This window comes from Sphingomonas albertensis, assembly GCF_014358075.1.
Classification (GTDB): domain Bacteria; phylum Pseudomonadota; class Alphaproteobacteria; order Sphingomonadales; family Sphingomonadaceae; genus Sphingomonas; species Sphingomonas albertensis.
In genome coordinates, this window is sequence record NZ_JACONT010000008.1 from 31,493 (window position 1) to 57,323 (window position 25,831).

21 protein-coding genes are annotated in these 25,831 nt (G+C 64.3%); 7 read left to right on the top strand and 14 right to left on the bottom strand.

The window, feature by feature from the left end; all coding sequences use genetic code 11:
• Window positions 1–147: 147 nt before the first annotated feature.
• Genes H8S47_RS05645 through H8S47_RS05655 form a run of 3 tightly spaced genes read right to left on the bottom strand, consistent with a single transcriptional unit; the run spans window position 148 to window position 5,755 of the window.
• Window positions 148–2,376, bottom strand: coding sequence for a DEAD/DEAH box helicase (locus H8S47_RS05645; RefSeq protein ID WP_187502945.1), 2,229 nt, complete (start codon window positions 2,374–2,376; stop codon window positions 148–150).
• A gap of 2 nt (window positions 2,377–2,378) precedes the next feature.
• Window positions 2,379–3,677 (bottom strand): ATP-binding protein, encoded by a 1,299-nt coding sequence (locus H8S47_RS05650; protein WP_187502946.1) that lies wholly within the window; start codon window positions 3,675–3,677, stop codon window positions 2,379–2,381.
• A complete protein-coding gene (locus H8S47_RS05655) occupies window positions 3,674–5,755 on the bottom strand; it encodes a tellurite resistance TerB family protein (RefSeq protein ID WP_187502947.1) in 2,082 nt (693 codons plus the stop codon). The genes H8S47_RS05650 and H8S47_RS05655 overlap by 4 nt, the downstream gene beginning before the upstream one ends.
• Window positions 5,756–5,760: 5 nt before the next feature.
• Between H8S47_RS05655 and H8S47_RS19125 the strand changes: the two genes are divergently transcribed.
• Entirely contained in the window at window positions 5,761–5,946 is a 186-nt protein-coding gene (locus tag H8S47_RS19125) for a hypothetical protein (protein ID WP_187502948.1), read from the top strand.
• A gap of 712 nt (window positions 5,947–6,658) precedes the next feature.
• Here H8S47_RS19125 and H8S47_RS05665 read toward each other — a convergent pair.
• From H8S47_RS05665 to H8S47_RS05695, 7 genes are all read right to left on the bottom strand, one after another.
• Window positions 6,659–6,844 carry a hypothetical protein gene (locus tag H8S47_RS05665; protein WP_187502949.1) on the bottom strand — a complete coding sequence of 62 codons (186 nt, stop codon included), beginning with the start codon at window positions 6,842–6,844 and terminating at the stop codon, window positions 6,659–6,661.
• A gap of 85 nt (window positions 6,845–6,929) precedes the next feature.
• Window positions 6,930–7,658 (bottom strand): toll/interleukin-1 receptor domain-containing protein, encoded by a 729-nt coding sequence (locus H8S47_RS05670; protein ID WP_187502950.1) that lies wholly within the window; start codon window positions 7,656–7,658, stop codon window positions 6,930–6,932.
• A gap of 311 nt (window positions 7,659–7,969) precedes the next feature.
• Complete coding sequence (locus tag H8S47_RS05675; RefSeq protein ID WP_187502951.1) at window positions 7,970–9,307, bottom strand: MBL fold metallo-hydrolase; 1,338 nt, start codon at window positions 9,305–9,307, stop codon at window positions 7,970–7,972.
• Window positions 9,308–9,320: 13 nt separating this feature from the next.
• Complete coding sequence (locus H8S47_RS05680) at window positions 9,321–9,692, bottom strand: hypothetical protein (protein WP_187502952.1); 372 nt, start codon at window positions 9,690–9,692, stop codon at window positions 9,321–9,323.
• The gene (locus H8S47_RS05685; RefSeq protein ID WP_187502953.1) at window positions 9,689–10,564 is read right to left on the bottom strand and encodes a hypothetical protein; all 876 of its coding nucleotides are present in this window, start codon (window positions 10,562–10,564) and stop codon (window positions 9,689–9,691) included. The genes H8S47_RS05680 and H8S47_RS05685 overlap by 4 nt, the downstream gene beginning before the upstream one ends.
• A complete protein-coding gene (locus tag H8S47_RS05690; RefSeq protein WP_187502954.1) occupies window positions 10,561–12,003 on the bottom strand; it encodes a DUF2235 domain-containing protein in 1,443 nt (480 codons plus the stop codon). Before H8S47_RS05690 ends, H8S47_RS05685 begins: the two co-directional genes overlap by 4 nt.
• Before the next feature lie 274 nt (window positions 12,004–12,277).
• Window positions 12,278–12,985, bottom strand: a complete 708-nt coding sequence (locus H8S47_RS05695) for a DUF6629 family protein (RefSeq protein WP_187502955.1) — start codon at window positions 12,983–12,985, stop codon at window positions 12,278–12,280.
• A gap of 785 nt (window positions 12,986–13,770) precedes the next feature.
• Between H8S47_RS05695 and H8S47_RS05700 the strand changes: the two genes are divergently transcribed.
• Window positions 13,771–14,736 carry a hypothetical protein gene (locus tag H8S47_RS05700; protein WP_187502956.1) on the top strand — a complete coding sequence of 322 codons (966 nt, stop codon included), beginning with the start codon at window positions 13,771–13,773 and terminating at the stop codon, window positions 14,734–14,736.
• On the opposite strand, the gene H8S47_RS05705 is transcribed toward H8S47_RS05700, so the two are convergent.
• The gene (locus H8S47_RS05705) at window positions 14,723–15,874 is read right to left on the bottom strand and encodes a hypothetical protein (protein WP_187502957.1); all 1,152 of its coding nucleotides are present in this window, start codon (window positions 15,872–15,874) and stop codon (window positions 14,723–14,725) included. The genes H8S47_RS05700 and H8S47_RS05705 overlap by 14 nt on opposite strands.
• Before the next feature lie 206 nt (window positions 15,875–16,080).
• Between H8S47_RS05705 and H8S47_RS05710 the strand changes: the two genes are divergently transcribed.
• The 4 genes from H8S47_RS05710 to H8S47_RS05725 all read left to right on the top strand — a co-directional run bounded on the left by H8S47_RS05710 (window position 16,081) and on the right by H8S47_RS05725 (window position 22,376).
• Window positions 16,081–16,968, top strand: a complete 888-nt coding sequence (locus H8S47_RS05710; protein ID WP_187502958.1) for a hypothetical protein — start codon at window positions 16,081–16,083, stop codon at window positions 16,966–16,968.
• 112 nt (window positions 16,969–17,080) lie between these two features.
• On the top strand, window positions 17,081–19,351 hold the full coding sequence (locus tag H8S47_RS05715; RefSeq protein ID WP_187502959.1) for an integrase: 2,271 nt from the start codon (window positions 17,081–17,083) through the stop codon (window positions 19,349–19,351).
• 56 nt (window positions 19,352–19,407) lie between these two features.
• A complete protein-coding gene (locus H8S47_RS05720) occupies window positions 19,408–20,325 on the top strand; it encodes a TniB family NTP-binding protein (RefSeq protein ID WP_187502960.1) in 918 nt (305 codons plus the stop codon).
• Complete coding sequence (locus H8S47_RS05725; RefSeq protein ID WP_187502961.1) at window positions 20,322–22,376, top strand: TniQ family protein; 2,055 nt, start codon at window positions 20,322–20,324, stop codon at window positions 22,374–22,376. Before H8S47_RS05720 ends, H8S47_RS05725 begins: the two co-directional genes overlap by 4 nt.
• Window positions 22,377–22,692: 316 nt before the next feature.
• On the opposite strand, the gene H8S47_RS05730 is transcribed toward H8S47_RS05725, so the two are convergent.
• Both H8S47_RS05730 and H8S47_RS05735 read right to left on the bottom strand, forming a co-directional pair.
• Window positions 22,693–22,833, bottom strand: coding sequence for a hypothetical protein (locus H8S47_RS05730; RefSeq protein ID WP_187502962.1), 141 nt, complete (start codon window positions 22,831–22,833; stop codon window positions 22,693–22,695).
• Window positions 22,834–23,269: 436 nt separating this feature from the next.
• The gene (locus H8S47_RS05735) at window positions 23,270–23,656 is read right to left on the bottom strand and encodes a hypothetical protein (protein ID WP_187502963.1); all 387 of its coding nucleotides are present in this window, start codon (window positions 23,654–23,656) and stop codon (window positions 23,270–23,272) included.
• Window positions 23,657–23,973: 317 nt separating this feature from the next.
• Between H8S47_RS05735 and H8S47_RS05740 the strand changes: the two genes are divergently transcribed.
• Window positions 23,974–24,624 (top strand): Crp/Fnr family transcriptional regulator, encoded by a 651-nt coding sequence (locus H8S47_RS05740; protein ID WP_187502964.1) that lies wholly within the window; start codon window positions 23,974–23,976, stop codon window positions 24,622–24,624.
• Here the strand turns inward: H8S47_RS05740 and H8S47_RS05745 are convergent.
• A complete protein-coding gene (locus H8S47_RS05745; protein WP_187502965.1) occupies window positions 24,621–25,346 on the bottom strand; it encodes a Crp/Fnr family transcriptional regulator in 726 nt (241 codons plus the stop codon). The genes H8S47_RS05740 and H8S47_RS05745 overlap by 4 nt on opposite strands.
• Window positions 25,347–25,831 lie beyond the last annotated feature (485 nt).

Sequence of the window (25,831 nt, forward strand, 5' to 3'; positions counted from 1 at the left end):
ATTCGCCCGACGATCGCGGCGATCGCAATCACGGCAACGATGATCGCCCAGCCCTCCCAGGTGCGCGGTGTCCAGCCGATGCCTACAACCTTGGGCCGAAACCATTCTTGAGGGTGGTTTCGCGCTCAATTTCTATTAAGAAGCCGCTCAGCGCGGGGAATGGGCCGCAAGCCCTGGATCGCGCGCCAGTCCGGCGAGAAATGCTGCCACGTCCGCGACCAGACCCTCATGGCGGCGGGCCCAATTCAGGCGCAGAAGCGCCTCCGGGACGAAGGCGTCGTACTTTGCGCGGCGCAGGCCCTCCACCGACTTCGACAGCCCCCCCGCGTCGAGCAGCGTCAGCAGATGGGGGATAAGGGCGACGAGTTCGAGCCGACTGATTCCCTCTATCTCGACGCCTACGTCGTTCGCCTCGGCATGGTGGCCCGCGGAAACGAACACGACCGTGGCGAGCTCGTTGAAGGCGGAACCGCGCCAAGTGAAAAGCAGCGTTGTACGTCCCACTTCGATAATGCTCGGATCCGTACGCGACATGCCGGACCAAGTGTCCCGTGCCTCCTGCAACAACTTGTTCGAAACCGCGTCGGCCCACGGAGGCAGGTCTTCATCGCGAAGGACGGCCAGCATCTCGGCCGCCATGCGATCGTGGATCGGTTCGCCCGACCCGCTATCGAACTGCGGAAGTCGCCCGGACGGGTGGGAGACGACATCGACGACCTTCGCGGCATCGTCCACCGAGACGATGCGCCAGCGACGGCCCGCGAAACCGACCAGGCCCCCGATCGCGACGGCGTTGGAGAGCGGAATGGTACCAAGGTTGCGTCCCCCGGCAACGAGGCGCCATTCCTCGTCCGTGTCGAAATTCGCGTAGAAGTCACGCGACACGGTTATCCGTTCGCCTTCACGCCCAAGCATGAGCAGACCATCCGGAGACTGTTCGATCAATCCCGCGTCCGGATCTGCCATGCCGCGCAGAAGAATAGCCAACTCACCCGTCGACATCCCCAACGCCCCATTGAAGAACAGTGCCCGGTGCAACCCGGCGGGCGTGACCCCACCACGCTCGACGATCAGCGACAGCGTCTGCTGAACCGCCACGCTTAACGAGCTCGCGTCGAAGCGATCGGGCGGCTCGACGAAACGGTCCAGCAGAAGGCGAACAGCGGCGACCGCTCCTACCGTAGGCAGATGGAGCCGGCTCAGGGGGCCATCGGGAGCAGCCGGCTCACGGAGATAGATGCGCATCACCGCGGCAGCCCCCGCCCGGCGGCCACTTCGACCAAGACGCTGTCGCAGGCCGGCGATCGACCGCGGCGGACCAAGCTGTGCGATAGATGCGACCGATCCGATGTCGATGCCCAGTTCCAGAGTCGTCGTGGCGATGGCGGTGGTCGGCACGTCGCCCGCCTTCAGCCGACCTTCGACCTCCTCCCGCAACTCGCGAGACAGATTGCCATGATGCGGAAGGAACGCGTTGGGCACGCCCGCCGCGTCCGATCGCGCGCGAAGCCGGTCAGCCAGTTCCTCGACGTTGCGCCGGGAACCAGCGAACAGAAGGTTGTTGCCGGCACGCAGGTGCATGAAGCCGTGATCGGCGATACCGCTCAGGGCATCGACGTCGCCCTCGATCCGGATACCGTCCGGGCCGATCGCATCGATGCCGATGACGGCGTCCCGTTGCACATACCCGCGAACCTGGAGCCGGAGCTCGGGCTGCCCTCCCGCCACGTCGATCCGGACCACCGTCGAGGCAGCCTGCGGGTTCAGCCACGCGGCCGCGATCGACGGATCGCCGATCGTCGCCGACAGACCGATCCGTCGCGGGCGCCGTTCCGCCATGGCGTCGATGCGGCGGAGCAGCGAAGCGAGGTGCAGTCCACGGGGGCCGCGAAGGAAGGCGTGAAGCTCGTCGATGACGATACCGTCCAGCGAACCGAGCAACCGACGGGCATCCCCAGGCCGTCTGACCAGCATTGCCTCGATCGACTCCGGCGTGATCAACGCGACTCCCCGCGGATCCTTGAAAGTCCGCGTCTTTGGTCCCTGTGGCGCGTCTCCATGCCAGCGTACGAGAGGGAGACCGAGCGTCTCGCAAAGACCGTCCAGCCGGCGCGCCTGATCGTTGATCAGCGCCTTCAACGGACTGACGTAGAGGATCGCGAGACCCGACGCCTCCCTGTTCACAGCCTGAGTGATAAGAGGCAGGAACGCGGCCTCGGTCTTACCAGCCGCCGTCGCCGCCGAGATCAGGACGTCGTCCCCGCCCCCGAGGATCGCCGCTATCGCCCGGTCCTGGACCTGCCGAAGCTCCGTCCACCCCTCGTCGCGTATCCAGCGTTGAACCTCGGGGTGGAGCAGGTCGTAGGAGGATGGCACCGCTACAGGCGCAGCGTGGCGAGTTCGTCGTCGCCCTCGTCGTCTCCGATCGCGGCGTCCTCATCGTTCGCCACCTCGACCGCGCCGATCAACGGGCGCCAATCTGTCCCCGGGTTCTGTTCGAGCACGGCCAGGAACTGGACGAACGCCTTGATCGTGTTGCGGGGGGTGCGGAAATACGCCTCGCCGATGCGGTTGTTGCAATGCGACATGAAGGCGGTCAGCGCCCCGTCCGGTACAAGTTCGCCGTCTGCCGCGCCCGACGCGAAGACCGAGCGGATGTTGCCCAGGAGAACGAGGAGGTCCTCCGGCGTGAGGCTCTGCAGCCGCAAGACCGGACCGGACAGATCGACAAGGCCGCCTGTGGCGAAGCCGTTCTCGGACAGTCGGGACTGAAGCGCCTGATAGCTGTAGAGACCGCGCCGGCTGTCCATGAGGAACTCGGGCGTGCCGCCCAACACGAATCCCAGTCCGGCGACGTCGCCCTGCAGCACGTCGTTGAGCATGCGGAGCAGCTGCTCGTAGTTCTGGCTCCGCGCCTGCGCACTCTGCAGCTTGTAGAGATTGACCATCTCGTCGAGCACCACGACCAGTCCGGCATAACCCGCGATACGGACGAAGGCGGCCATGAGCTTGAAGCTGTCATAGACGTCGGCATCGTCGATAATCGAGCGGACACCCAGCGCGTTGCGCGCCTCGGTCTTGGTCGGATACTCGGCTCGAAGCCAACGCAGCGCGGCCGCCTTGCGCCCGTCGTCGCCGTCCTCGCCCGCCTGCCAGTACGTCTTCACCACCGTCACGAAGTCGTGGCCACCAAGGTGGTCGTGCATGGACGCCAGCGCCGTGTCGATCACGCGTTCGACCGGGCGTCCTTCGGACCCGGAGACCTGCACGCACGTCCCGATGAAGCGTTCCAGGATGCTCGCGAGCGCGCCGCCTTCGGGCTTCGTCCGGGTAGCCATGTTGCGGATCGCCTCGGCGAAGAGGCCTCGGGCCTGACCGCCGGTCGCATGGAGCCGCCGGTCCGGTGCAAGATCGGCATGGATCGTGACGCATTTGCGTTCGAGTGCGATGAGACGGACGAGATTGAGGAAAAAGGTCTTGCCCGCACCGTATTCGCCGACGACCAGCCGCATGCCCGCACCACCATCGGCGACGCGGTCGATGTCGCGGACGAGAGCAGCGATCTCGGCTGCCCGACCGACCTGGATGTGGGGGAGCCCGAGACGCGGCACGACGCCCGCAGCGAGGGCCTGAAGGATGGTGTCCCTATCGCGGGGACGGAGTGTTGGCTTGGTCAAGATGCATCCATCGGTTGAAGTAGGGGGAGAATGTGAGAGGGGATCACCAGGGACTCGCTGTCATCCAGGACCGGCTCGTCGAACTGGTCGAAGGCCCATTCGTTCAAGGTCTCGATGGCTCCTTCCGCCCCGAGCCGCTCCGCCCGGGCCGCGACATCGAACTGCGCACGCGAAGTGATGGAACCGACGACGATGCTGGCGAGCAGCGCGGCATGGGCTGCATCCAGTCCCGGATACCGGCCGACTGCAACGATCTCGGACTTGGCGGGCTCGGCGACCTCGTCCTCTACGAATATCGAGGCGAGCAGCTTCGATACGTCGGACGTCTCGCTCCGTATCCTGGCCAGTCGCGCGACGTCGATCCCGAGATCCGCGCCCGGCTCGCGCGGCGGAAGCGCAACGCCCGCCTCGGCTCTCGCCGGCATGACGCTGACAGGCGCATCAGGCTCGCCGCCGCGGTGGAGCACGCCGTAGACGTCGTCGGCTGGCAGGCCGAGGACCTTGTACAGGTTCTCGAGGAACCGGACCTCCGCGGGCAGTATCTGACCGTCCGCCAGAATGGTCGCCGCCGCTGCCGCCGCCACCGCTCGCTTGGCGTCCGCCGGCATGTCCGCCAGACGCTTCAGGGCGGCGGACACCTTGGGCGGCTGCTTGGCCACCACTGCGACGTGCGCCGCGAGTCTGCGGCGGGCGTGGTCCCCGAGTTCGGTCAGGCCAGCCACGTGCTCGCCGATCGCCAGAAGCTCCGCCTGGACTATCGATCCATCGGACGATGCGGCCAGGATCGCCACGTCCACGACCGACCGCGCGATCGCATACGCGGGATCGTCCCCCATTTCTTGCGCCGCTCCGCCAATCTCGAACAGGCCGACAGCGGAGTTGCCGGTCATGGAACCGGTCGCCCCATGCCGCCGGTCGGGTTCGAAGCCCACGGCCATCGCGTCCAGACGCTGTGCGAGCTGCTTCTGCGATGCGGAGCCGATGGTCCCGTTCCCGCCGACCGGAGCAAGCCCGACGATCTCCATGACGGCGTCGGCGGTGGTGAGCGTCGGCTCGCCAGGCGTCAGGTTCAGGCGAGTTCGCGCGACGCGGAGGGGTTCTCCGGAGGGACCATCCGCCATGTCCCGCGGCAGAAGCGCGGCCGCGGCGATCGATCCTCGAGCGGTGGCATCGGACCCGATCATGCGGCTGTACGACCCGAGTTCGTCCGAGCAGGCGTTCATCATCTCCCGAAGGCGCACGATCGGCGCCGTCGTTCCCGAAAGATCCGGAACATCGGCGAGCTTGAGGTCGACATGGAAGCCCGTCGCCGACTGGTAGCGGTAGTCGATGCGAGCCTTCGGCACCCTGACCCTCAAGCCGGTCGGATACGATTGCGCGAACCGACGCCGCCACAAATCCAAGAATTCCTCGAAGCATCTCGTCACCGGCATCCGCGGCCAGGTGTCCGGGGTCGCAAGCAGCCAGCAGAGCGCGGCATCGGCATCGAGGGCATCGCCAGCAGCCACGCGCTCACCAAGTTCGATGCGAAGCTTGAGGGGCAGTTCGTAGCCGTTGCGAAGCGAAAGGCTCGGCCTGGTCGGTGGACCTTCCTCCTTGGAGATCACCGATGTCAGATCAATCAGCTTCGCGGCGGCCGGTCCGAAATTGTAGTCGTCTCCGTAGAACTGCATCAGACGACGCAGTTCGGCAAGGATCAGCGGCGCGTCAGCCCTGGCGTCCTCAAAGAGCAGCCGCCGCTCCAAACCATGGAAGTAGAGCTTCGCGAATGCAGGCGACGCGCCGCCGGTACGGCCTGCGGCCAACCATTCCAGATACCCCCTCCGTACGGCTGGCTCGAACGCCGAATAGTCGATGTTCCAGGTCATCACCGCGTCCGACGACGAGTAGGAAGCGGCGACCGGCAGTGCGGGATCGATCAGGGAAGGGTGGCGCGGATAGGCGTACGGATGATGTTGATTACCGACATACAGCAATCGAGCCTCGAAATTGACCGACCCGACCTCCCAGGTCTCGGGTCCCAGGATCCATCTAGGATCGACGTCCGCCCGGGTGCGCCGGGTCGAGACGGGCGGCACCGCGCGTGGCGGTGGCGACGGTGGCGGCGGTGGCGACGGCGGCGGCGGTGGCGGCGGTGGCGACGGCGGCGACGGCGGCGGCGGCGGTGACGGCGGCCGCACCGGTGATGGCGATGGGCGATACGTCGGGCGCGTCTCCTCCAAGCGATCCGCAGGCTGGAGACCGGGGACGCTGGTGCTACGCCGCGTGACGAAGCTGCGCGCCTGCGCTTCGGTCGTGAATGCGTAGCCGCCTGCATGGTAGAGACCATCCGACGACATCGTCACTCCGTCGCTTTGCTTGACTGCGGGCGTCGCGCGTGAAGGCGCGTCGCGGACCGGCGGAACCTCTTGCCGCCGCGACTGATGATCGGCGGGATCCGGTTTCGAGGGTGACGTCCGTCGGACCTGGCGTTGGGCGAAGTCCGCCGCCTGAGCCCGGGTCGCGAACGAGTAGCCCGCCGCTCGGTATCGACCATCGGAGCCGGCTGTCACGTCGGTCTCAGAGCTGCCGCTTGTTGCGCTCGACTTATCAGCTCGGGGCGGAACAGATAGCGGCGGCGCCAACGGCGTCGACGGTGCCGATGGGGGGGCCGGTGGCGATAGCCACACCGGTGCTACGTCATTCATCGACGCGTTCGTCGGCGGATGCTGGATCTTCGGGAATAGCCCTGGAAGCGACGACGCGTCGGATCGCGTTGAGGGCGTGGCCGAATGCGTCGGTCCAGCCTCTTCGCTTGGGTCCGCGGGCCCGTCGGCAAGGCCAAGCGCCCGCATCAGCTTCGAAAAAAACGACATCGTCGCGCTACCCCCTCACCACGCTAGCGACGCACGTTCGGATTGACCAAGGCGAATCGACCGCGATGGATTGCCGAGTTCCGGCGATCGTCAAGCAAGCGGCGCACGAGGCGGCGGACCGACCAGTCAGCGATCGAAGGTCTCGATATCGTTTGCCACTTCGGGCGCCCATCGGTCGAAATGGGCGTTCGCTTCGATCTCCGTCTCGAAGCGCAGCAGACGATGCACCCCGCATTTCACCTCGTAGTACAGCGTCCCGCCGTCATCGGTGACTTCCCAGATGAAACACCCGGGCTCCTCGCGGATCTCCACACGCGTCAATGTTCGACCTCTCCACCTGCGCGATGTCCAGCACGGAATAACTGACCAATCTGCGTCCCCGGACCGAAACTGATGATCATGGCCGCTTCGCCCGCCCCGCTCCCGCCGGCTTGCCCTTTGCGGCGGCATCGGTGGCTGAACGCTTCCGTGGGGCCTTCGAGGATGCGACCGTCAAGTCCTTGGAGACCTTTCGAGCCGCCACGCTCTTCTTCGCTGCTGCAGCGGAGCCTCTGACGGCCGGCGTCTTCGCCACCGTCTTCGAAGAGCTTCGCTTCGGCTTGCCTGTCGCCGCCGCCGTCGTCGCCAACGCCTCGCGATCCCTGCGAACGACCTTGACCACCGCCCTGATGCCCTCGACTATATCCTCGTACGCGTCGCCCCGCCGCGCCCACTGATCGACCGGTTTCCCGTCCTTCGGCAACAGCTTGTATCTCGCCATCCGGGTGTGTCGCCACTGGCATGCCCGAAGCAGGGCCACGACGACATGCACCTGCTTGCGAGCGGCCTTGCGGATCGCGTATCCGTACTCCGTATCGAAGCAGTAGGTCGAATTCAGATAGTCCGGACTACCGAGGGCCACGAACACGTCGGCACGCTTGAGCATGCGGCGAACATCAGGATCGATCTCGGCGCCCGGCAGAATGTCGCCGTCGAACCATACCTCGACGCCCTCCCGCTTCAACTGGATGAGGTGCTTGTCCAGGGTCTTCCGCGCGTCGTCGTCGCGATGAGAGTAGGAGATGAAGACCAGCGGCGACTTTACCTCGAGAGGCTTCGCCGATCGTCGTGGCGCAGGCGGTTTCAAATCCGACCCCTGGAACGAAGGCGCCTGATCAGTTCGACGACTTCTGATCCCAAAGCAGAGACGACAACACCAAGACCGTCACAATCGGGGCAGTCTTCCCGCCCGAAGATGGTCCGGGAGTTACCACGAACCTCTGGTGGTGGCGTCCAGTCACCTCGACCACCGCATTTGCCGCATTCCGTAAACAGCGGCGGCTGTTCGTCATTCACCGCCCGAGCTCCAAACACGATGTCATTTCAAAGACAAAGTGACGCAGTTGATGACGCGTGTCGAGTCGTCCGGCACGTAAGAAGATCGTCCTCAACACCGCGTCAATCGGCGGGCCCGAAGTAGGATCCCTGGACCCCGTCATCCCCGATCCTCAACCGGACGTTGTCGCAGCCGCCCGGCTCACCGTCGGCGTCGAGGCCGACCTTGTGCGCATCGACGGCACAGGCCGGGTCGTCGCGGTCGGTCCGCCACACCGTCCCCCTGGAGGCAAGCTCGTCTACAACGACGGCGTCGGGGAGCGTGACGGAGCCGTACCGCGTCGGCCCGGCGGAGACCACGAAGTCCCGTGCCCCGACCGCGTCTAAGAATGACGACCTCGACGAGGTGCGGCTTCCGTGGTGACCGACCACCATCACATCCGACCGTATCTCACTCGCGCAGCACGAAAGCAGGCGCCCCTCGATCGACCGCACTTCCGGGGCGCGGTCCGGATCCTGCCGCCCCCCCGCCTCGGCATCGCCCATCAGCAGCACGGACCGGGCCCCCAACTGAAGCCGGACCACGACGCTGTTCGCGTTCACGTCCGGCAACGGCGCGCCATCAGCCGCGAGCACGGTCATCGTAGCACTCGCACCGAGTGCTATAGGCGCACCGACTACCATGAGCTGCGGGTTTTCGATGCGGACGGTCACCGCCGGCAGCCTCCTCCCCTTGCATGTCTGCTCGGGAAACAGCGCATCGTGGACGGTCTCGCCCGGCAGCGCGTCGTGATAGACGATCGCAGGTCGGAGCGAGATCGCGGAAACGAACGCTCGGTAGCCACAGATGCCGTTCGTTCGGCCGGAGTCCCATACCGATCTGACGTCATATCGTTCGATGACGTCCGCCAAGAGCTCGACGTGATCGCGGTGAGGATGGCTGAGGATCAATGCGTCGATCCGCTGGAGGGCGGGGTGCGCCGCGCGAAGATACGCGAGAAGACGATTGCTCTCGCCCGTCGCGACGTCATCGTTGCTTCCCCCGTCGTAGAGCAGCGTGAAGTCCGGGCCGGTGACGAGAACGGCGAGCCCGGTGCCGACGTCGATGGCCTCAAGGACGTATGGTGCGGCGTCGAGGGAAGGCGGTACGGCGGACTTCGGAGCGGAGACCACGACCCATCGGCTGCTGACCCAGCCCTGCCGGCCGTCGACAAGTCTCACTCCAATCCAGTTTGGCCGCATGCCGACGATGGCGACCACATCGCCCGGCTCGAGTGCGCCCAAGGGTGTGGACAGCGTCGAGGGTGCCGATCGAACCACCACGTTGCGGACGACTCGCCTGGACGGGCTCGCGACGGCACCGGCTTCCGGAGTGGCGGGACTGTCGATTTGCGCGACGGTCGGCGAAGCCGACGCGACCGCCAAGGTCAGGACCAGGAACGTCCGCCATATCGTCCTCACCAACATCGTCGTATCACGATGCCAGCCTGGCCGTCGCGACGGCGCCGTCGACCAGCTTCAGCATACTTGTCATGGTCGACACGAAGGTCTCGAGCCGCGCCAGATCAGCGAGTGCCCGTTCGACCTCCGGGATGCTCTTCGCAACCTCCCCCGCCGCCGCGGTCACGTCCTTCGACTGTCTTGCGAACAGCACACGCCCCACAGCCGTCACCCGAATGTTCGCTGCCGCGATCTGCTCGGTCAGCACCCGGACCTGTGCCGCGTCCGTCGCATCGTCGATCGCGAGATCGAGGTCCGCCACCAAGGCCACTAGGCGCCGGTGAAGGACCTCGAGTTCGGCATTCGGCAGATCGTCGGTGCGATCGGCTGGCGTGATCTTGTTCATGCGCCACCTCCAAGGGTCTTGATGTCGCGCCGCGTGTCGCCGAGCCTTCGCTCCATGCCCGCGATGATGGCGGCCTGCGTCGGCGCCGAGCCGGCGGCCGCGGCGGCATGGGCATCTGCAAGGGCCAGCAGCGACACGTGTAGCGCTGACAATGCGCGGAGATCGGCCGAACGCTTGTCGACTCCGCCTAGATAGTCGGCGATCAGCGAACGCTGTCGGGCCTCGTCGCCCTTCTCGGCCGCGACGGCGTAGGCGACGCGGGTGCCGTTGAGCGATGCCGTCCAGTTCGACCACACCGTCCCCTGAAGCCCTTCGGTCCTGTCGGACCCGACCGCCTTCGCCATCGCCACGAGCAGGCGCCGTACTTCCGGATCAGCCCTGCGCATGACGGCTTTCGCCGAAGACTGCGCCGACGAGTCCACGAGAATGCCGGCGAGGGCGGCGAAGCCCGCCCCGATGCCGGGGGTAAGATCCGCGCCCGCCTGCCCGGACTGAAGCTCGTGACCCAAAGTCGTGACGCCCAAGCCGGCACGCGCCCCCCTGCCGGCATCGGTAAGCTCGGCCAGCAGCGATCCGTAGCGCTCGAGATCTGACAGGGCGGCGTCCCAGGCGGCGATGGTGTCGGCGTCGAGAACAGGTGGAAACGCACGGTCCGAAAGACCGACGCGACGGGAGGCCACGAACACGTCGATGGCAGCCTGCCTGGAGATCGCGTTGGCACGAGCGAACGCCACGTCGGCCTGGTCGTGGACCTTGCCTGCAGCTTCGGCGAAGCGGGACAGATCCCCCTGGGCCACGGCGTGGACGCAGCCGGACAGACCGAGCGCGAAGGCGAGCAGCAGCGAGAGCCGCGCCGCGGCCAGTCGCGTCACTGAGCCTGTTCTACATAGAAGTGAGCGAACCGGGGATCGCTTCGCAGCGACTCCGGGCGATACGGCGCGACGCTACCGCATTTGAGGACGCCTGGCAGTGCGAAGCGCTCCTGCACCGAGTGATGCACCGGCGCTCCCAGTACATCGATGCGGATCTGTTCCTTCCAGCTCGGCTTCCACCGCGTCCTGAGCCAACGTGGCAGCTTCGCCCCGATCGAGTCGCGCATCGCATCGACCTCGCAATGCTGCATGCCCGCCGGAGAGGGAAACGTGTTCAGTCTCGAAGGGTCGACGATCAGCGGATCGGGAATGGCCGTCGCCTCGTCCACCATCCACCGCAGCGCGATGTCGGAAAGTCGCGATTCCTCCTCGGGGTAGCTGCCGCCGATGTCGGAGTGATTGCCTGCGAACCACATCTGTACGAAACGTAGCGCTTCGCCCTCGGCGCTCGCATCGACCACCCCTTTGAAGCCCCACCTCACGCGCGGAAAGTCCGCACGGGTCTCGTCGATCGCGAGCGCGTGCCGCGCGTAGCGGAGGCCATGGGGCCGCCGCTGATCGTAGTTCTTCATCTTCCACTTGGCGATGTGCCGGTGGACGTCGCCCTTCTTGGGATAGTCGCGGATGATGTGGAGCGTCGACCGCAGGCTCGACGCGCCGAATGCCAACAGAGCAGCGATCGTCATCGTCGCCGTGGCGATCCAGAAGGAGGCGTCGAAGACCAGCCATGCCAACAGGGCGACCGCCATGCTGGCGAGGACGACCCCGAGCAGCAGACCGGCGCCCATCAGGACACGCACGAGACCATGCGCACCAAGCGATGCCACCGTGTCGAAGACACCCACGAAGTGAGGGTGGACGTTCGACCCGTCCGGACCATCGGAGCCATATCGTGCGCGGAAGCGTCGTGCGAGTTCGTTGCGTTCGTCGTCGAAATCGGCCGCGAGACGACCGGCGCCGTGCTCGTAGACCTCCCGGACCGCCTTGTCGGCGATCTCCCGCGTCTCCGGCTTGTGGCGAGGAAGAGGCCCGCCCCCCTCCCCGCGAGTCGGCACTCCGCAGAGTTCGAGAAGGTTCGCGATGCAGCGGGCGGTGTAGGCACCGCGGCTGAAGCCGAACAGGAAGACGCGATCCCCCGGCTCGTAGTTGTTGAGGACGTGTTCGTAGCAATCGGTGATGTTGCGCGTGATGCCGCGACCGGTCACCGAGGCCAGCGTCTTGCGCAGCGACCGAACCAGACGTGTCGGGGCGCCGGCTGCATCATCGTCCGTCCCTAGTCCCGCGTCGTAAAAGGCGATCTGCCGGTCCGGGTCGATGACGCTGTCCGGACCCGTCCTGCACGCCCGATACAGCTTGTAGACGTTGCTGAGCCGCTGGTCGGGACGAACGCCGCCGGCCTGACCGGTGCCGTCGGCGAATATCAAGATGTTCTTGCTCACTGGTCGCTCCCCCTGACCGACGACTCCGAGATCGGCGAGCCCCCTCACCTTCCGCGCGCAACCATCGCATGCAAAGAACACTTGGGCAACACGAGTGCTGCTGCAGCATCTCGCCAGACGGGCAATGCTCCCTGTCATAGTATTCGAAGGTCATCGCCACCTTCCGTGCATTGGCAATGATCTGGGCGGCGACGATCCCGCGACGCGGTTCGCTCGCCACAAACGGCTAGAAACAACGCCGTTATTCAGTTGGCCCGTGCAACTGGCGCGAGGTCTATGCTCGGGCTCCCCGAAGCCACGTCAGCAAGAACGGCTTGTGCGCGGCGGAGTCGCCGTTCGGGGTCTCGACGTCGATCCTGCGATGGTGGAACTGCCAATAGAGCATCACGCTCATGATCGCGGCGTAGAAGCACCATACCGAGGCGAAGGCATAGCCTTTGACAAGATGGACGATCGTCAGCCCGACGATGTTGAGAAGGCCGTACGTCCTGACGACGCGATGGCTCGACAACAGCAGCGCGCCGCACGTCGCCAATATGTACAGGATCGACACTGTCATGTTGCTGGTCATCGCGTTGCGGTACGCGATCGAGAAGTGTTCGACGAAGGCATGTACCGGGAACAGGACAAGGCCTGCGATATTCCAGGCGCATACGACGGCTCCGGCCATTGTCAGTCCCACGATCGCCTGCCGGCGCCATCCCGACGGCTCCATCAGTGCCACCGCCGCCGGCATCAATGTCGGCAGAATGCCAAGCGCGTACAGCATGAACAGGAGGACCGCATGGTCGAGCGCGACCCGGCCGAGTGAGCCGTGGAACGCGAGCCAGACCAGTCCCTCGCAGAACTGATGCCCGGCGAACAGCAGCGGCACGGAGGCGAACAGCAGCGCCCGCGGCTCGCGGACATGGCGCAGCGTCGCGACGCCGATCGCCGCCAGCATCCCGGAGGCGACGAAGCTCGCAGTAGCCGAAAAGCACATTCGCGTTCTTTCATGCCATTGGCGATGTCACGGCGTGGCGTGTTTCCTGCGACATAGCCAGCCGCGCCTGCCGCTGCCCGGCCGGCATCGCGTCTCGACCCTGGATATGTCGCCGACAGTCAAAACCTAGTGCCCACATCTTTTGCGGCGATCACCTGCCGCGATCCCGCTGCATAGCGAACAGCCCCTGCAACCTGTCTCGGGACAGGTCGGCAATGCTCAATCCCGGTTCTCGCGGTCGCGCGGTCGCGCGGTCGATGTCGCGATGTCCGCTGCGGGATCGGTCGAAAGCACCGCGACGGCGCAAATCGCCAACCATCGGCGGCCGCACCATGGAACATCGACAAGGCCAGCGCCACGGCGCCCGGCGCCCAGGATGCTCCTTAACGGAACCGCGTCGGCTGACGCTCACCGGGCCCCGTGGGCTCAGCACCCAGGTTCGTGACGACGGGGTCGGCTTCACGAATGGAGGTGAAAACGAAAAGTACAGTGGAGCGGGCAACGCATCCGCGCGCGCCTGCCCAGACCGCGACGGACCCGCCGTCGCTCAGTCGAACACAAGCCACGACCATCCGGACGTGGATCCCAGCGTCGGTGGCAGACCGATGACGGGAGCGGACACCGTTGCCGGAGGCGTCAGCTCTTCAGGCCGCCTTTTCATCTGCCCGCCCGGCGCTAGCCGCCCCGGTCCCTGACCGAACGCTCCGGCGGATGGCCGCCGCGAACCCCGTTCGCCTGCCGACCGCGCTCGGCCCCGCCCTTTCCATAAAGAAGGAAGAAAACGCATGGACGATCCAGACCTACGCGAGGTCGACCCACGACGTCTTGCCGAAACCAAACGCCGCATCGAAATCGTTCGCGAGTACGCGAAGATACAACGTCCTTCGGGCGCCGATGCGAAGCTGGCCGCAAGCGCGCTCGGGATGAGCACGAGCAACTTCTCCCGGCTCGTGAAATCCTGGCGGGAGCATGGCCGGCTAAAGGCGGGGGTCACGTTCGAACGGCGCAGTCGAGCCGTAACCAGCAGCGCGAAAGGCATCCCGCACACGAGTCGGACCGCTGTCGAACGTGCGGTCGAGACAGCAGGCCCGATGGCCCGCTTCACGGATGTGGTCGCCGCCGCCGCGGGCGCGTGCGAAATGGATGGAACCCTCTGCCCTTCGAACGCCACGATCTGGCTGATCATGAACGACGTGCGCAGCCGGAATGGCGTCGACATCGCCTCCTCCTCGCCGTCGATCCTGGTGGCCCGCTGTACCCTCGACCTGCCTGTCCGGATTGGCAGGAGCGCCAGATTGCCGCACCTGCTGTTCGGCGTCGCGCTACCCGAGATGCGCGTCATCTCCGCCACTCCGGTGTTCTCCCACGCGTCGAAGGCGGACTTCGTCTCGTTCGCTCGAGATCTGCTATCGCGATACGGAGCGGCCGCCGACGGACGCCCCCTGCTCGCCGACGGCGTCACGCTCGGCGAGGAGAGATTGCCCGACGATCTGGCGACGATCGATGTCAGACATCCGGGCTCGAAGGCCTTCAACCTGCTACGCACCGCCATCGGCTCCAAACTCGACACCATTGGTATCGCCACCCCGTCCAGGACCCGTGTACCGGAACGACTGGAATGGATGCGACGGGTCGATCAGAACGAAGCGTTGGACGCCATCCGTCACGCCGTCATGAGGCACAACATCGGCCGACCGAACGCGCCTTTGTTCAAACTTCGAACAAAGGACACGGTAATCACCTCAGGATGATCGGCGCCTTGCGAACCAGATCATTCAATAGCCCGACGAGATTGCCGGGCGGCGGTGCCGGCGTCTGTACGGGACCACCGAAGTGCTCGGCGAGAGTTGCGGTATTGTACCGCGCGACCTCTCCCTCGATGACCATGAGCGCCTCGTCCGCGTCAACGGGTGTGGATTGCTCCGCATCGATCGTCTCGCGCTCCGCCTTCACCACCGAGGAGAGAGCGAGCCTTCCTATGGTGGGTCCGACGATCTTGCGCAGGTAGGCCCCGTGTCTGCGCTTTCGCGTTACCAGGCCGATCTTTATGTTGGATCCGAAATCGACCGCCGCAGCGCTCAATTCGAACCAGTTGTCGATGTCGTCGCCCATCTCAGGGTCCCCCCCGACGACCGCGTCGATCTCAGCGCACGCCGTCGCCCAGGGTAGCCCCCTCGCCCATGGACTCGATAGACGCTGAAGCGCGTCGGAAGCGACCTGCATGAACACGCGCGCGCTATCCGTCAGGTCACCCAGCTGGAACCCCAGGATCAGACCGGAGACGCGGTCGATCAGCGCGAAGATGATCCAGGAGCGACCATCGTGCCGTTTGAGCGTGCAGCCCGCACAGTCGTACACGATGTAGTTTCCCACACCGGCGCGATTTTGTCTGCGGTGCCGTGCCTGCTCGATGTACTGGCGCAGTTTGCTCTCGCCCGGCAACTTGGCGACCAGCGGCTCGGCCGTCTCCCTCAGCCGGACGACCTGAGCTCGTACAGACGACCCATCGAGCTCCGTCACGACCCGGTGGGCTTCCCGCAGCAGCGTGGCGTTGACGTCTTCGGCTATCCGCGCGGCGCTCGACCGGTCGACGGTCGCCAACACTCCCAGCGAAGCGAGGGATTCACGACGGCCCCAGTCCGAGATCAATCGATAGAAGCGGCTGGCGCTCGTTCCTGCGGCAACGGCAGCGTCTGCCACAGACATCGAACCCTTCGCGTCCTTCCAATCGCGCAATGCCTCGAGTCGTCTGGCTGCCTTGGCCCGCTTCAGCGGGCTTAGTGAAGCCCAGTACGCCACCTCCTCCGACGACAGCTTCGGTCCGAGCATCTCCATCAGCACTGGCTGCGCCGAAGCTTCGACGCGCGCCTGCAACATGGGCGCTAGCATGGCCACCTCCCCCTCTGGAGGGCCGAGGGGTTGCGCGGATGCGCCCTTTGTCGATGTATCTCCTGCAGCTCGAGCCATCCCCCTCCGTAGCCGAGCGGACAGCTATATCAAAGCGCCGACAGTCCAGTTTCTGAAACTACTTGCAAAGGTCCTTGCGAAAGATCATATGAGTTTTGCAATTAGTTTCAAAAACGAGAGGTGGTCCGATGGACGCGATGATGAACCCGCCCTACCCCAATGCCGATCCCGACGAGACACCGGTGATCGAGCTGACGATTCCGTCCGCCATCTCATGCGCACCAGCCCGCGCCAGCCGCATCGGCGGAGTGGCTCGCGTCCACCCGTACTGGTCGGCGCTGGCCACGGCTCCAGCCGTAACCGACCCCGCCCCGAACTGGGGACCAGGCGAGGTCACGTCGGTCGACACCCGCTCCGCCGTCACGTTCCACCGGACCACGGGATCGTTCCAGGCTCTGAGCGTCAAGACCGGGCGGATGATCTCGGGTATCGGACCGTACGAGCAGGCGCAGTCGGAGGAACTGGAGGCCGATCCGGAAACGGTGGCTTACGATCTCCAGGGTCTCAAGACGGCGTGGGTCGGAGGGCCCAGCTATCTGAGCGATTTCCACGCGCTCCACGTGACCAAGGGCGTGGTCGCTGGCGAGGTCAAGGCGGACCGCTCGTACTTTCTCGAACAGTCGTATGCGGAGATCATGGCGAACGCCAAACGGACCTTCGCCGCGGTCGACATCACGTTCGAGGAGAAGGACGGAACGTCGATGTTCCTGAACCAGGTCCGCCGCCTGAACGTGCGTCGGGCCTATTGTGACCGCTTCCACGAGGCCTCGCCGGCGCAGACCGATCGCGTGCGGGAACTGGTTTCCGCCGACGGCGGCACGACCCTTGGTCGGATTCATTCGATCCTCGCCAACGACCCCCGCACCGCGCAGCAGTTGGTGCACGGGCTCCTCTGCCGTCGCGTCCTCGGCTACGATCTCAATACTCCCACCCGCAGCGATACGCTCGTCTACGCGCCCGCCAAGCCGGCGCTGTGGGTCGACATCCGCGACATCCAGCGGACCGAAGCCGCCTGAAGTCGGCGGTCCGTAGACCGCCACCCGATCACGACATTCTCAGTCATGGCCGCGGTGGCCATGACCCGGAATCCGCCAGCGAGCGCGCTGGCGGAAACGAAGGAGCCTTGCCATGGCTATGCAGACCAATTCAACGCCGTACACGCCCGCGCCGTGCACGGGCATCGCCCCAATGACCTTGCCCATCGGAGGCCGGTACAAGATCGACGGGCGAACCGTCCGCCTCGAGCGGATCTTCGACGACGAGAACATCGAGATAATTGATCAGCAGACGCTCGGTCGCGTGCAGGTGAAGGATCCGGAAACGGGTGCCCTCTCCGCCCCCACCCTCGGCTGGCTACGCCAGATGTACAAGGAGGGGCGTGCCCACGCCCTCGACGAGGCCGAGACCAGCGCTGAGAAGCAGGGCCGGTACGCGCTGCTCGATCCGGACGTCTGCATTGATCGCGATCCGAAGTGGCGCTGGCGCTCGTCGCTGGCGAACCGCGCCATTGCCGACGGGATCAAATCCACGGACGCCGCCAGCGGAGTGTGGTTGGATCAGAACTACGGGCGCGAAAAGGACGATCTTCACTACCCGAAACCGTCTGCGAGCACGCACCGACGCTGGGTATCGAAAGTCCGCAAGCAGGGATCGAGCGCCGGTGTGCTGGTATCACTCGTGGGCCGCCGCCGCGGCAGTTCGCAGCTCGATGCCGTGCGCGACGCGCTCGTCCACGAGGCCGCGTTGTTCTACTGGACGCGGCCCGAGGCGGAACAGAAGCACGCACAGACCTGGCTCGAGGATCAGGTCGCGATCCTGAACGAGAAGCTGCCAGCCGATGCAGAAAGGATCAAGCCCCCCAGCCGTGAGGCTCTGCGGCTGCGCATTCATCGGCTGCGCTGCTACGACACCGTAAAGGCCAAGTTCGGCCAAAAGGAGGCCGACCGCCTCTTCGTGGGCTCTGACGAGGCTATCACCGCGGTGGATCTGCTCGAGATCGGGCTCATGGACGCCACGACGCTGGAACAGGTCGTGGTGTTCGACGACGACTGGTTGCTGCCGGCCTGCCGCATCCGCATCACCGCGCTCATGGATCTGAAATCCCACGCGATCACGGGCTTTCACGTCTATGCGGGGCCCAATCGCGCGGAGACGTCGCTGGAGACCATCATCTCCTCGATGATGCCGCCCGACGTGCCGCCCGCCATGCTGAAGCGCCATCCCATGCTGGCTTGGATGTTCGGCAAGTACGCGAAGCTCCTCCCCGACAATGAGAAGGCACTCATCGGACCGTCGACCCTTCCGTCCATCAACGAGGTTGGCATCGACGTGATGCCCGCCCCCGTGAACATGCCGACGGCGAAGGCGGCGCTCGAGCGGTTCTGGAGGACGCTGAAGGACGCGCTGCGCCAGGTTCCCGGCACGATCATCGACCCGAAACGCGCAAAGGATCTGGACTTGGACGCGGTCGATGCCGCCTGTCTCACGCTTCCCCAGCTCCGTGCGCTCGTCACCCAGGTCGTGGCCGGCTTCAACTCCAGCCCGTGCCGCGGCCTCGACAACCAGTCGCCGGCAATGGTCTGGCAGCAGAACATCCGCAACCGCGCCACCCGGGGATTCGAGGACATCGCGCGCGTACGCCGGGTCCTCGGGCGGACGGAGACCGCGCTGCTGACCTTCGACGGCGTCGAGCTCAACGGTATCCGCTACCGGAACGTCGCGGCCGTGACCGGCCTGCTGGACAACCTCGCAAACACGCAGGCTGTGCGGGGGCGACGCAAGAACGGGGACATAACCGTCGACGTGAAGGTCCGCATCTCTCCGGCGAACCTGGACTCGATCCAGGTCTGGGATCCGATCGCCGAAGAGTGGGTGGTGCTTCCGTCCACCCAGCCCCGCTACACCCACCAGCTTTCCGAATGGGAGCATCGCGAGTTCACCCGAATGGCAAAGAAGCGCAACGAGCCCTTCGCGTCCGAGAAGGACCGCCTCTTCTCCAAGTCCGAGACCATGCGGATGATCGACGAGTTCGCACCCAAGCTGCCCTTCCAGCAGCGTCGCAACATGGCGGCGCTGTACCTTTCGCAGCAGGTGAAGCGTCTGGCGGGACCGGTCGCGGAGCAGCCCGCCCCGGTTCCACTCGATGACATGGCCCCCGGAGCGGAGCAGGCGACCATGGAGTCGACCCGCAAGGACGATGGGCTGCCCGCCTCCCCTGGCGCCTCCGGCCGCTCGCAATCGTCCAGGACGATCATCGCTCCCGACCGCCTGGATGACGACAACACCCTTCCAGGCGGTCACGACGATGCCGGCGACATCGACTGGGATGACGTGGAGACTCCCCCGCCCACCGATCTCGAGGTCGGTTATGAACCGCCCTTCACGGAGGACGACAAGTGAGTACGCCAGATCAGAACGGGGGGAGCGGCACGCCGCTCCCCCGCACCGGTCATGCGTTGCCGCAGTTCGACGAGGCAACCGACATACGTCTCGCCGACGCTTTGAGATCCTTCAAGACGATCTTTCTCGAATATGAACGCCAACGCGCGATCCAGTCACGGATCAACGTCCTTCTCATCTCGTGCATCGGAATACGCGATGTGCCGCTCGACGGCCGGCGGCTAAGCGAAGTCTCGCAGGCAGGTAAGTCCAAGATGTTGACCGTGTTCCGAGACCGGATCAACCAGTCGCCGATGGCGGACGGAAGCGTGCCGAACCCTCATCGCGTGCTGTATTTCGAACTGAAGGGTTCGCAGACGCTCAAGATGTTGTGCGTGATGATCCTGCAGAAGCTCGGCGACCCCCACTGGAACGAGGGCAATGGCGACGACGTCCAGGAACGCGTACGCGTGTTTCTTCGCCAGCGAGGCGTACAGCTGCTCATCATCGACGAGGTGCAGCATCTCGCGGGCGATTCGCAGAACAAGATGGACATCACGGACGAGCTCAAGCTGTTTCTCGATGCCGGCATCGTTCCGGTCGTCTTTGCAGGAAACGAAAAGTCCAAGAAGTTCTTCGAGAGAAACGAGCAGTTATGCGCACGGCTTGGGCGCCCGCTGGAACTCACTCCGCTCAGCGGCGGGCTCGCCCACGACCGCGTACTCTTCAAGACGTTCTGCCGGGACCTGGACGCCGCGATGGTCGCCAAGTCGATAACGCGGGCTTCGTCGAACCTATCTGAAAAGGTGGCTCTCAAGGGACTTTTGGCTGCTTCCAGAGGCCGCGTCGGTCGAGTCGTGCGCATCGTGGAGGTTGCCATGGAGCACGCCGTCTCGCGCGACGCGGATTACATCGAAATGTACGACCTGTCGCACGCGATCGAGACCTTCGCCATGCCTCAGCGGTACGTCGCCAAGAACCCCTTCACGCCATGAACGGGCAGACCGGAAAGGGGCAGAACTACGTACCCGTTCTTCCCGAGGTTCGTCCGCTTGTGATTCCTGTCACGCCTGCCGGGGACGAAACTCTCATCGGGCTGATCGCCAGGTCGACCGCCGCCAATGTGCTCGGCCGCACATCCATAATACTCAAGGAAGTCGGTGTCGATCTCCATCACCCCGGCACCGTTGGGCAGAAGATCGGCAGTCTCCTCGATCGCCTCGCGGAAAAGATAGGTTGCGACGTCGAGATGCTCAGACACCGTCTGCATCCGTATACCCCTGAAGCCTTGGCCAAGACGAAAAATAAAAACGCCAATTTCCAATGGCCCGTTCAGTGGGGATCAGGCTCCTTGCTACGCCACCACGTACTGCTTGATCGGCGTCGTATAGCCCCCACGACTTTGGCTACCTCAAATCATCATCGGTGGCATTGGCTCTGCACTCTCCTTCCATACTGCCCTTTCAGCCTCGAGCGGCTCGTCGATACATGCCTGGCATGCGGAACTGCCCTGAGATGGCGACAAGCGAGGGGTATCGGAAGGTGCGAAAAATGCCGGGTTGATATCGCCCCCTCGTCCGAGCCTGCGCTGGATGAACATCTTGCTGCGGACTACCGGGCTTTCGCACGTTTGATCTCGCCGACGCCCGGTGAACGCGAGACGGCTCTGACTGCCCTTCATCCCGATCTGAACATGATAAGTCCGACCTCACTGATCAGTTTCATCTGCCGTATCGGGTGGATTCTGGGCAGTCACAGCGATCTGGACTGGTCGTTCTCGCCGGCCTCGCTCGATCAACCAGCGCTCGCCGAAGCCGTATCGGTCGGAACCGGAACGCTGGGGAACTGGCCGGACGGCCTGAGATCCACCGTCGCCGACAGGTTGCGTGGCACGGTTGGCGACGAGAGGCACGTCATCCTCAACCGCATCCGCAAGCTCGGCGACCGTTATGCCCCAACGGACATGGCGAAACTGGTCCGCGATGCGCTGCCCGAGGCATTCAAGATGACGCAGCGCGCGATGTCGTTCGAGATGCCGACCATGCTGTCTTGCGACATCTGCAAGCTGACCGGCATCGATGTCGACGACGTGCGACGCCTTGAGGCGGCCGGCATCTTCACGACGATCGAGACCCGGGTGGGTCAACGGCGGCATGTTCAGTTCTCCAGGGCGGAAGTTCACGAGTTCGCAAGGCACAAGAAGGGGTCTCAGCGTGCCACGAGGATGGCCGAAGCTCTCGGCGTTCCCAGATACGCGATCGAACAGTTGCTTGGACACGGGGAGGTCGTGCGAGAGACGCACCCCGGTCTTCTCATCCACGATGACAATCTCAGGCTCGTTACCAGTACGGTCGATGCCCTTTTCAAAGATCTCAATGGTGTCGCGCGAAAGGGCAGTCCGCCCGAAGACGCGATCCCGCTTTGGAACGCGTCGAGGGCGACGGGCGGCAGGATGAAGAATTGGGGCGAAACTCTGCGCCTGTTGCGTAGCGGAGCGATCCACTTCTGGCTCATACCCGACGATCAGCGTTCGCAAGCTCGACACTCGAAGTACGTCAGACGCATTCTCGTCGTTCCCGGCAAAGTAATACCGGTCCTGAGCTCGGAATTTGACGCCGCGTTGCTCAAGGGCGTGCCGACCGCAGACGTTATGTCGCAAGTAGACGCTGCGGAGCTGCTCAACATCGACGCGGTGCAGATGAAGCGTGTGGCCGAGTCCGGCGATCTGACGTTCTCCGGCCATGGCAAGGCTCTGTGGGCGAAAAAGAACGACGTACTCGAGCTCGCCCTAGCCTACATTTCCAGTCCCGAAGCGGCTTACCTGCTTGGAGGTCCGGTGCGATCATTTGCGAAACGCCTCTACGCGAGAACGGATCTACGCCGAGGCAGCGTCGGCTGGCTGCGCGAGGACATCGCCCGCGAATTCGACAACCTCAAGGTCGGCGACGTGCCCGTGTTCGATAAATGGCGCGGTCCCGGAGGCCGGTTCTCGCTGGCATCGCGCGCCAATTCACGGTCAGGACAACGAAACTCGCTGGAAGTCTAGTTCGCGGTGTGACGACCGTTGTCGTGGCGTGCATCGAAAGAGGAAAACGGAACCGCAAGATGCGGACCGCCCGCGCCAGCTCTTAGCGGCGTGCCCCCTCGTCACGCCCAGCAACCAATTCAAACGGTGGGCTGCGTCGAGGATCGGACGGTACATTCGGAGATGAGTTTATGATGAACATCGCATTTTTTGAGTTTCTTGGCTGCTTAATCAATACCGAACATCGTCAATCTGCCGGTTCCCGCCCCGGTAGATGATATCGGCGTGAAAAGTGCAACGGTCACCCGTCAGTTGGGTGAACGAGATCTCGATGGCACTACGGTCGCATGCCGCCGTTGCCCGGCACGATCAAGTTCAGGCCGTCATTCACATTCGCCGAGTGTATCCACGCTGCGGCTGCTCCGACGTTCATGATCGTGAGGGCGATATCGTCGGGCGTGGTCGTCGAAAGGTACATGCCGACGTGGCCCCGGGTCTGCAAAGGGCTCATCCCGATCGCCGGCAGCGGACTCTCGGAGTGCGATCCAAAGTCGAGCAAGGGATGCAAAGCCGGTGAGATAGGCGACGACCGCTCCGAAACTGGAGACCCTCAAGCCATTGATCGCGATGAGGTTCGCACGGGACGCCACATCCGGGCAGCGCACGCCATCCCCTTCGGGCACATTCTCACGGCCTTCTTCTGCCATGCCCTCGCCGTTGCTCTGCTCTTTTCTCGGGGCGGGGCGCTTGGCGACAGATCCCGCAATCTTGTCGCTGGCGGTATCCTTGCTAGCTCGGTGTACTCCTCATTCTGAATCTGTTCTACTCGCACCGTTATCGCCACCGATGGACGCCAGAAGAGAAAGTACCCAGCGACCGAGCAGCAGACGAAAACAGTACGCCTCAGACAATCTTCAACTCACGCCTCCAAAGCGATCCGCCGCGCGAGCCACCTCGAGCAAGTACGTTAAGATGCCGTACTCTAGGATCCCCGGAATAGCCGAGACCGCGGCAGGACGCCCGGCGACGCCTGCGGGCTCGAAACGGAACGGCGTTGATCTCTCCGAAAACACCAGCTCGTAGCCGACCGATTGATGGCCTGTCGGCAGGATCGTCGATGCGAGACTTACGGACCGCCAATACGCCTCCGCCCCGCGCGTCATGTTGCAGCAGCCCGCGCGACCTTCACGGCGCGTGGTGCCAAACAGCCGCTTGATATGCGAACCGCGGACGGACTTGACCGCTTTAGCATTAGCACTCCCCGACTGACCGGCCGGGGTTGCTGTAAGCGTGTACTCCATGACATGAAGCCATGCTAAGCTTTGCTTGGTTAGCTTGTATGACGGTCTCACGCCTCGTAGCGTCAGGTCACGGCAAGAGTGCGCCAATACTTTTTGCGCCGCATCGTATACACATAAGAGAATTCGCCGCGTTGTAACCTATATCAAGGCAAAGCTTGTCGTTTAGTCCACCGCAAGGTGTGAACGGGATCGTCCCGCCCGGCATTTTGCGAAGATATATAATCCGCCATCCCCTCGCCCTCTGGATATCCAGACTCGACGCACACGTCGTCCTCGATGCGGCGGACCGGTCGAGCATTTTAAAGCTGCCGGTCTCCATGCGGAGCTATGACGGTTCGAGCGATATCTTCAGCCAGGGCGTCAGGCCGGAGATGGTGGCGTTTCTGACGCGCGGCTACACGGTCGGACAGCTGATGGATGACGACGGGAAGGGCCAGATCCTGTCGCTCGGCATCCCGGGCGATGCGCTGGGGCTCGAGCATCTGTATCTGCGAGAGGCCGATTACGATACGCGGGTGCTCGGCACGGCGGAGGTCGCGCTGGTGTCGCGGCGAGACCTAGCGGATCTCGCATCACAACGTCCGGCGATCGCACAGGCGTTTGCGGTAAGCCAGGCGATCGACGCGGCGATCACCCGGGAATGGCTGCGCAATGTCGGCAGCCGCGACGGTCTGCGGCGTATCGCGCATTTCCTCTGCGAATTCGCATGCCGGATCGATGCCCGCGGGCTGAAGACCGACGACTGCTACGAACTCCCCCTGTCGCAGCAGCAGATCGGCCGGGCGACGGGAATGACCGCGGTGCACGTCAACCGGATGCTCAAGACGCTCCACACCGCCGGCCTGATCGAACGCAGCTGGCGCAACGTCCGGTTCCCTCGCTGGGACCGGTTGCGCGAGATCGCCGGCTTTTCCGACGCCTATCTGCACGCGGGGCCCCCGCTCGCGAAAGCGCCTGTGCGCGCCTAACCGCCCAACGGCACCAGTCGTGCGTGGAGATAGGCGCTGTCGAACCGGGCAGCGTCCTTCAACCCCTCGAAATCGAGCATCAGCAGACGGTTCTTGGCGGCATCGACGAGCCCGCTCCGCTTGAGCGCCCTGATCGTGCGGTTGACGTGCACCGAAGTCAGCCCGAGCGCCTCGCCGACATCGGTCTGGGTCAGCGGCATGAAGAAATCGCCATTCCCCTCCCGCGCGACCGCGCCGGCGCGGATGTAGAGCTCGCAGAACAGGTGCGCGATCCGGCTATAGGCCTCGCGCGCGCCGATATTCACCAGCCATTCGCGCAGGATGCCCTCGTCGACCAGCGTGCACCACCACAGCGCCTGCGCGACCCGGGGGTGGTTCTCGATGATCGCCAGCATGTCGTTCGCCGGGATCGAGACGACCTGCCCCTCCGACATCATCGAGATGCTGTGGTCCATCTTCTCGAGAATGAACACGTGCGTGTCGCACAGATCCCCCGGCATCAGGAACGCAACGATCTGTCGCTTTCCGTCGGGCAGGATCTTGTAGCGTTGCGCCCAGCCTTCGAGGATCAGGAAGACATGTGTCGGGTCGTCGCCCTCGCGGATCAGGTGCTGGCCGCGGACGACGGGACGCGTCACCATCGTCAGGCGATCGAGCGCGGCACGGTCCTGGTCGTCGAACTTTGCCCAGCGGCGTAATTTCCGGGTGAGGATATCGCTCATTCGTTACTCATTGCCGCGCGGTATCATGGATTTAGACAAACACGAATGTCGCTCGGAGTCCTCATGATCGCCGCGACCTTGCCTCGGCCCGGTTCCGCCCGATCGATGGAAGCCGCTACTACCCCACGTCGCGCGTCCCATGGCGCCCCTCCACTCAACACTCCTTCTTCAGACAGAAGAACGAGCCAAAGCGTCGAAGATCTACGCCGATTCTTACTCATCGGAGCGTTTTAAGCATTGTTTAGCCACGACGCTGTGCCGCAGAAAATTTCAAATCCGTGGCAATTGTAAGGTTAAGACAATGTTATCATAGATTTGTCTTGAATTACTGTTTTCATTGACATACATAGGTTAAGCCGATCCTAGTGTAAGCCACACACCGCGAGCCCCCGCGGCCGGCGACACTCTAGCCATTCTACGCTTGCCCCTAAGTTCGATGGTGACGGGGATCGTCCTCTGCGGTGTCGAAGGCTTTATCCTCTTTT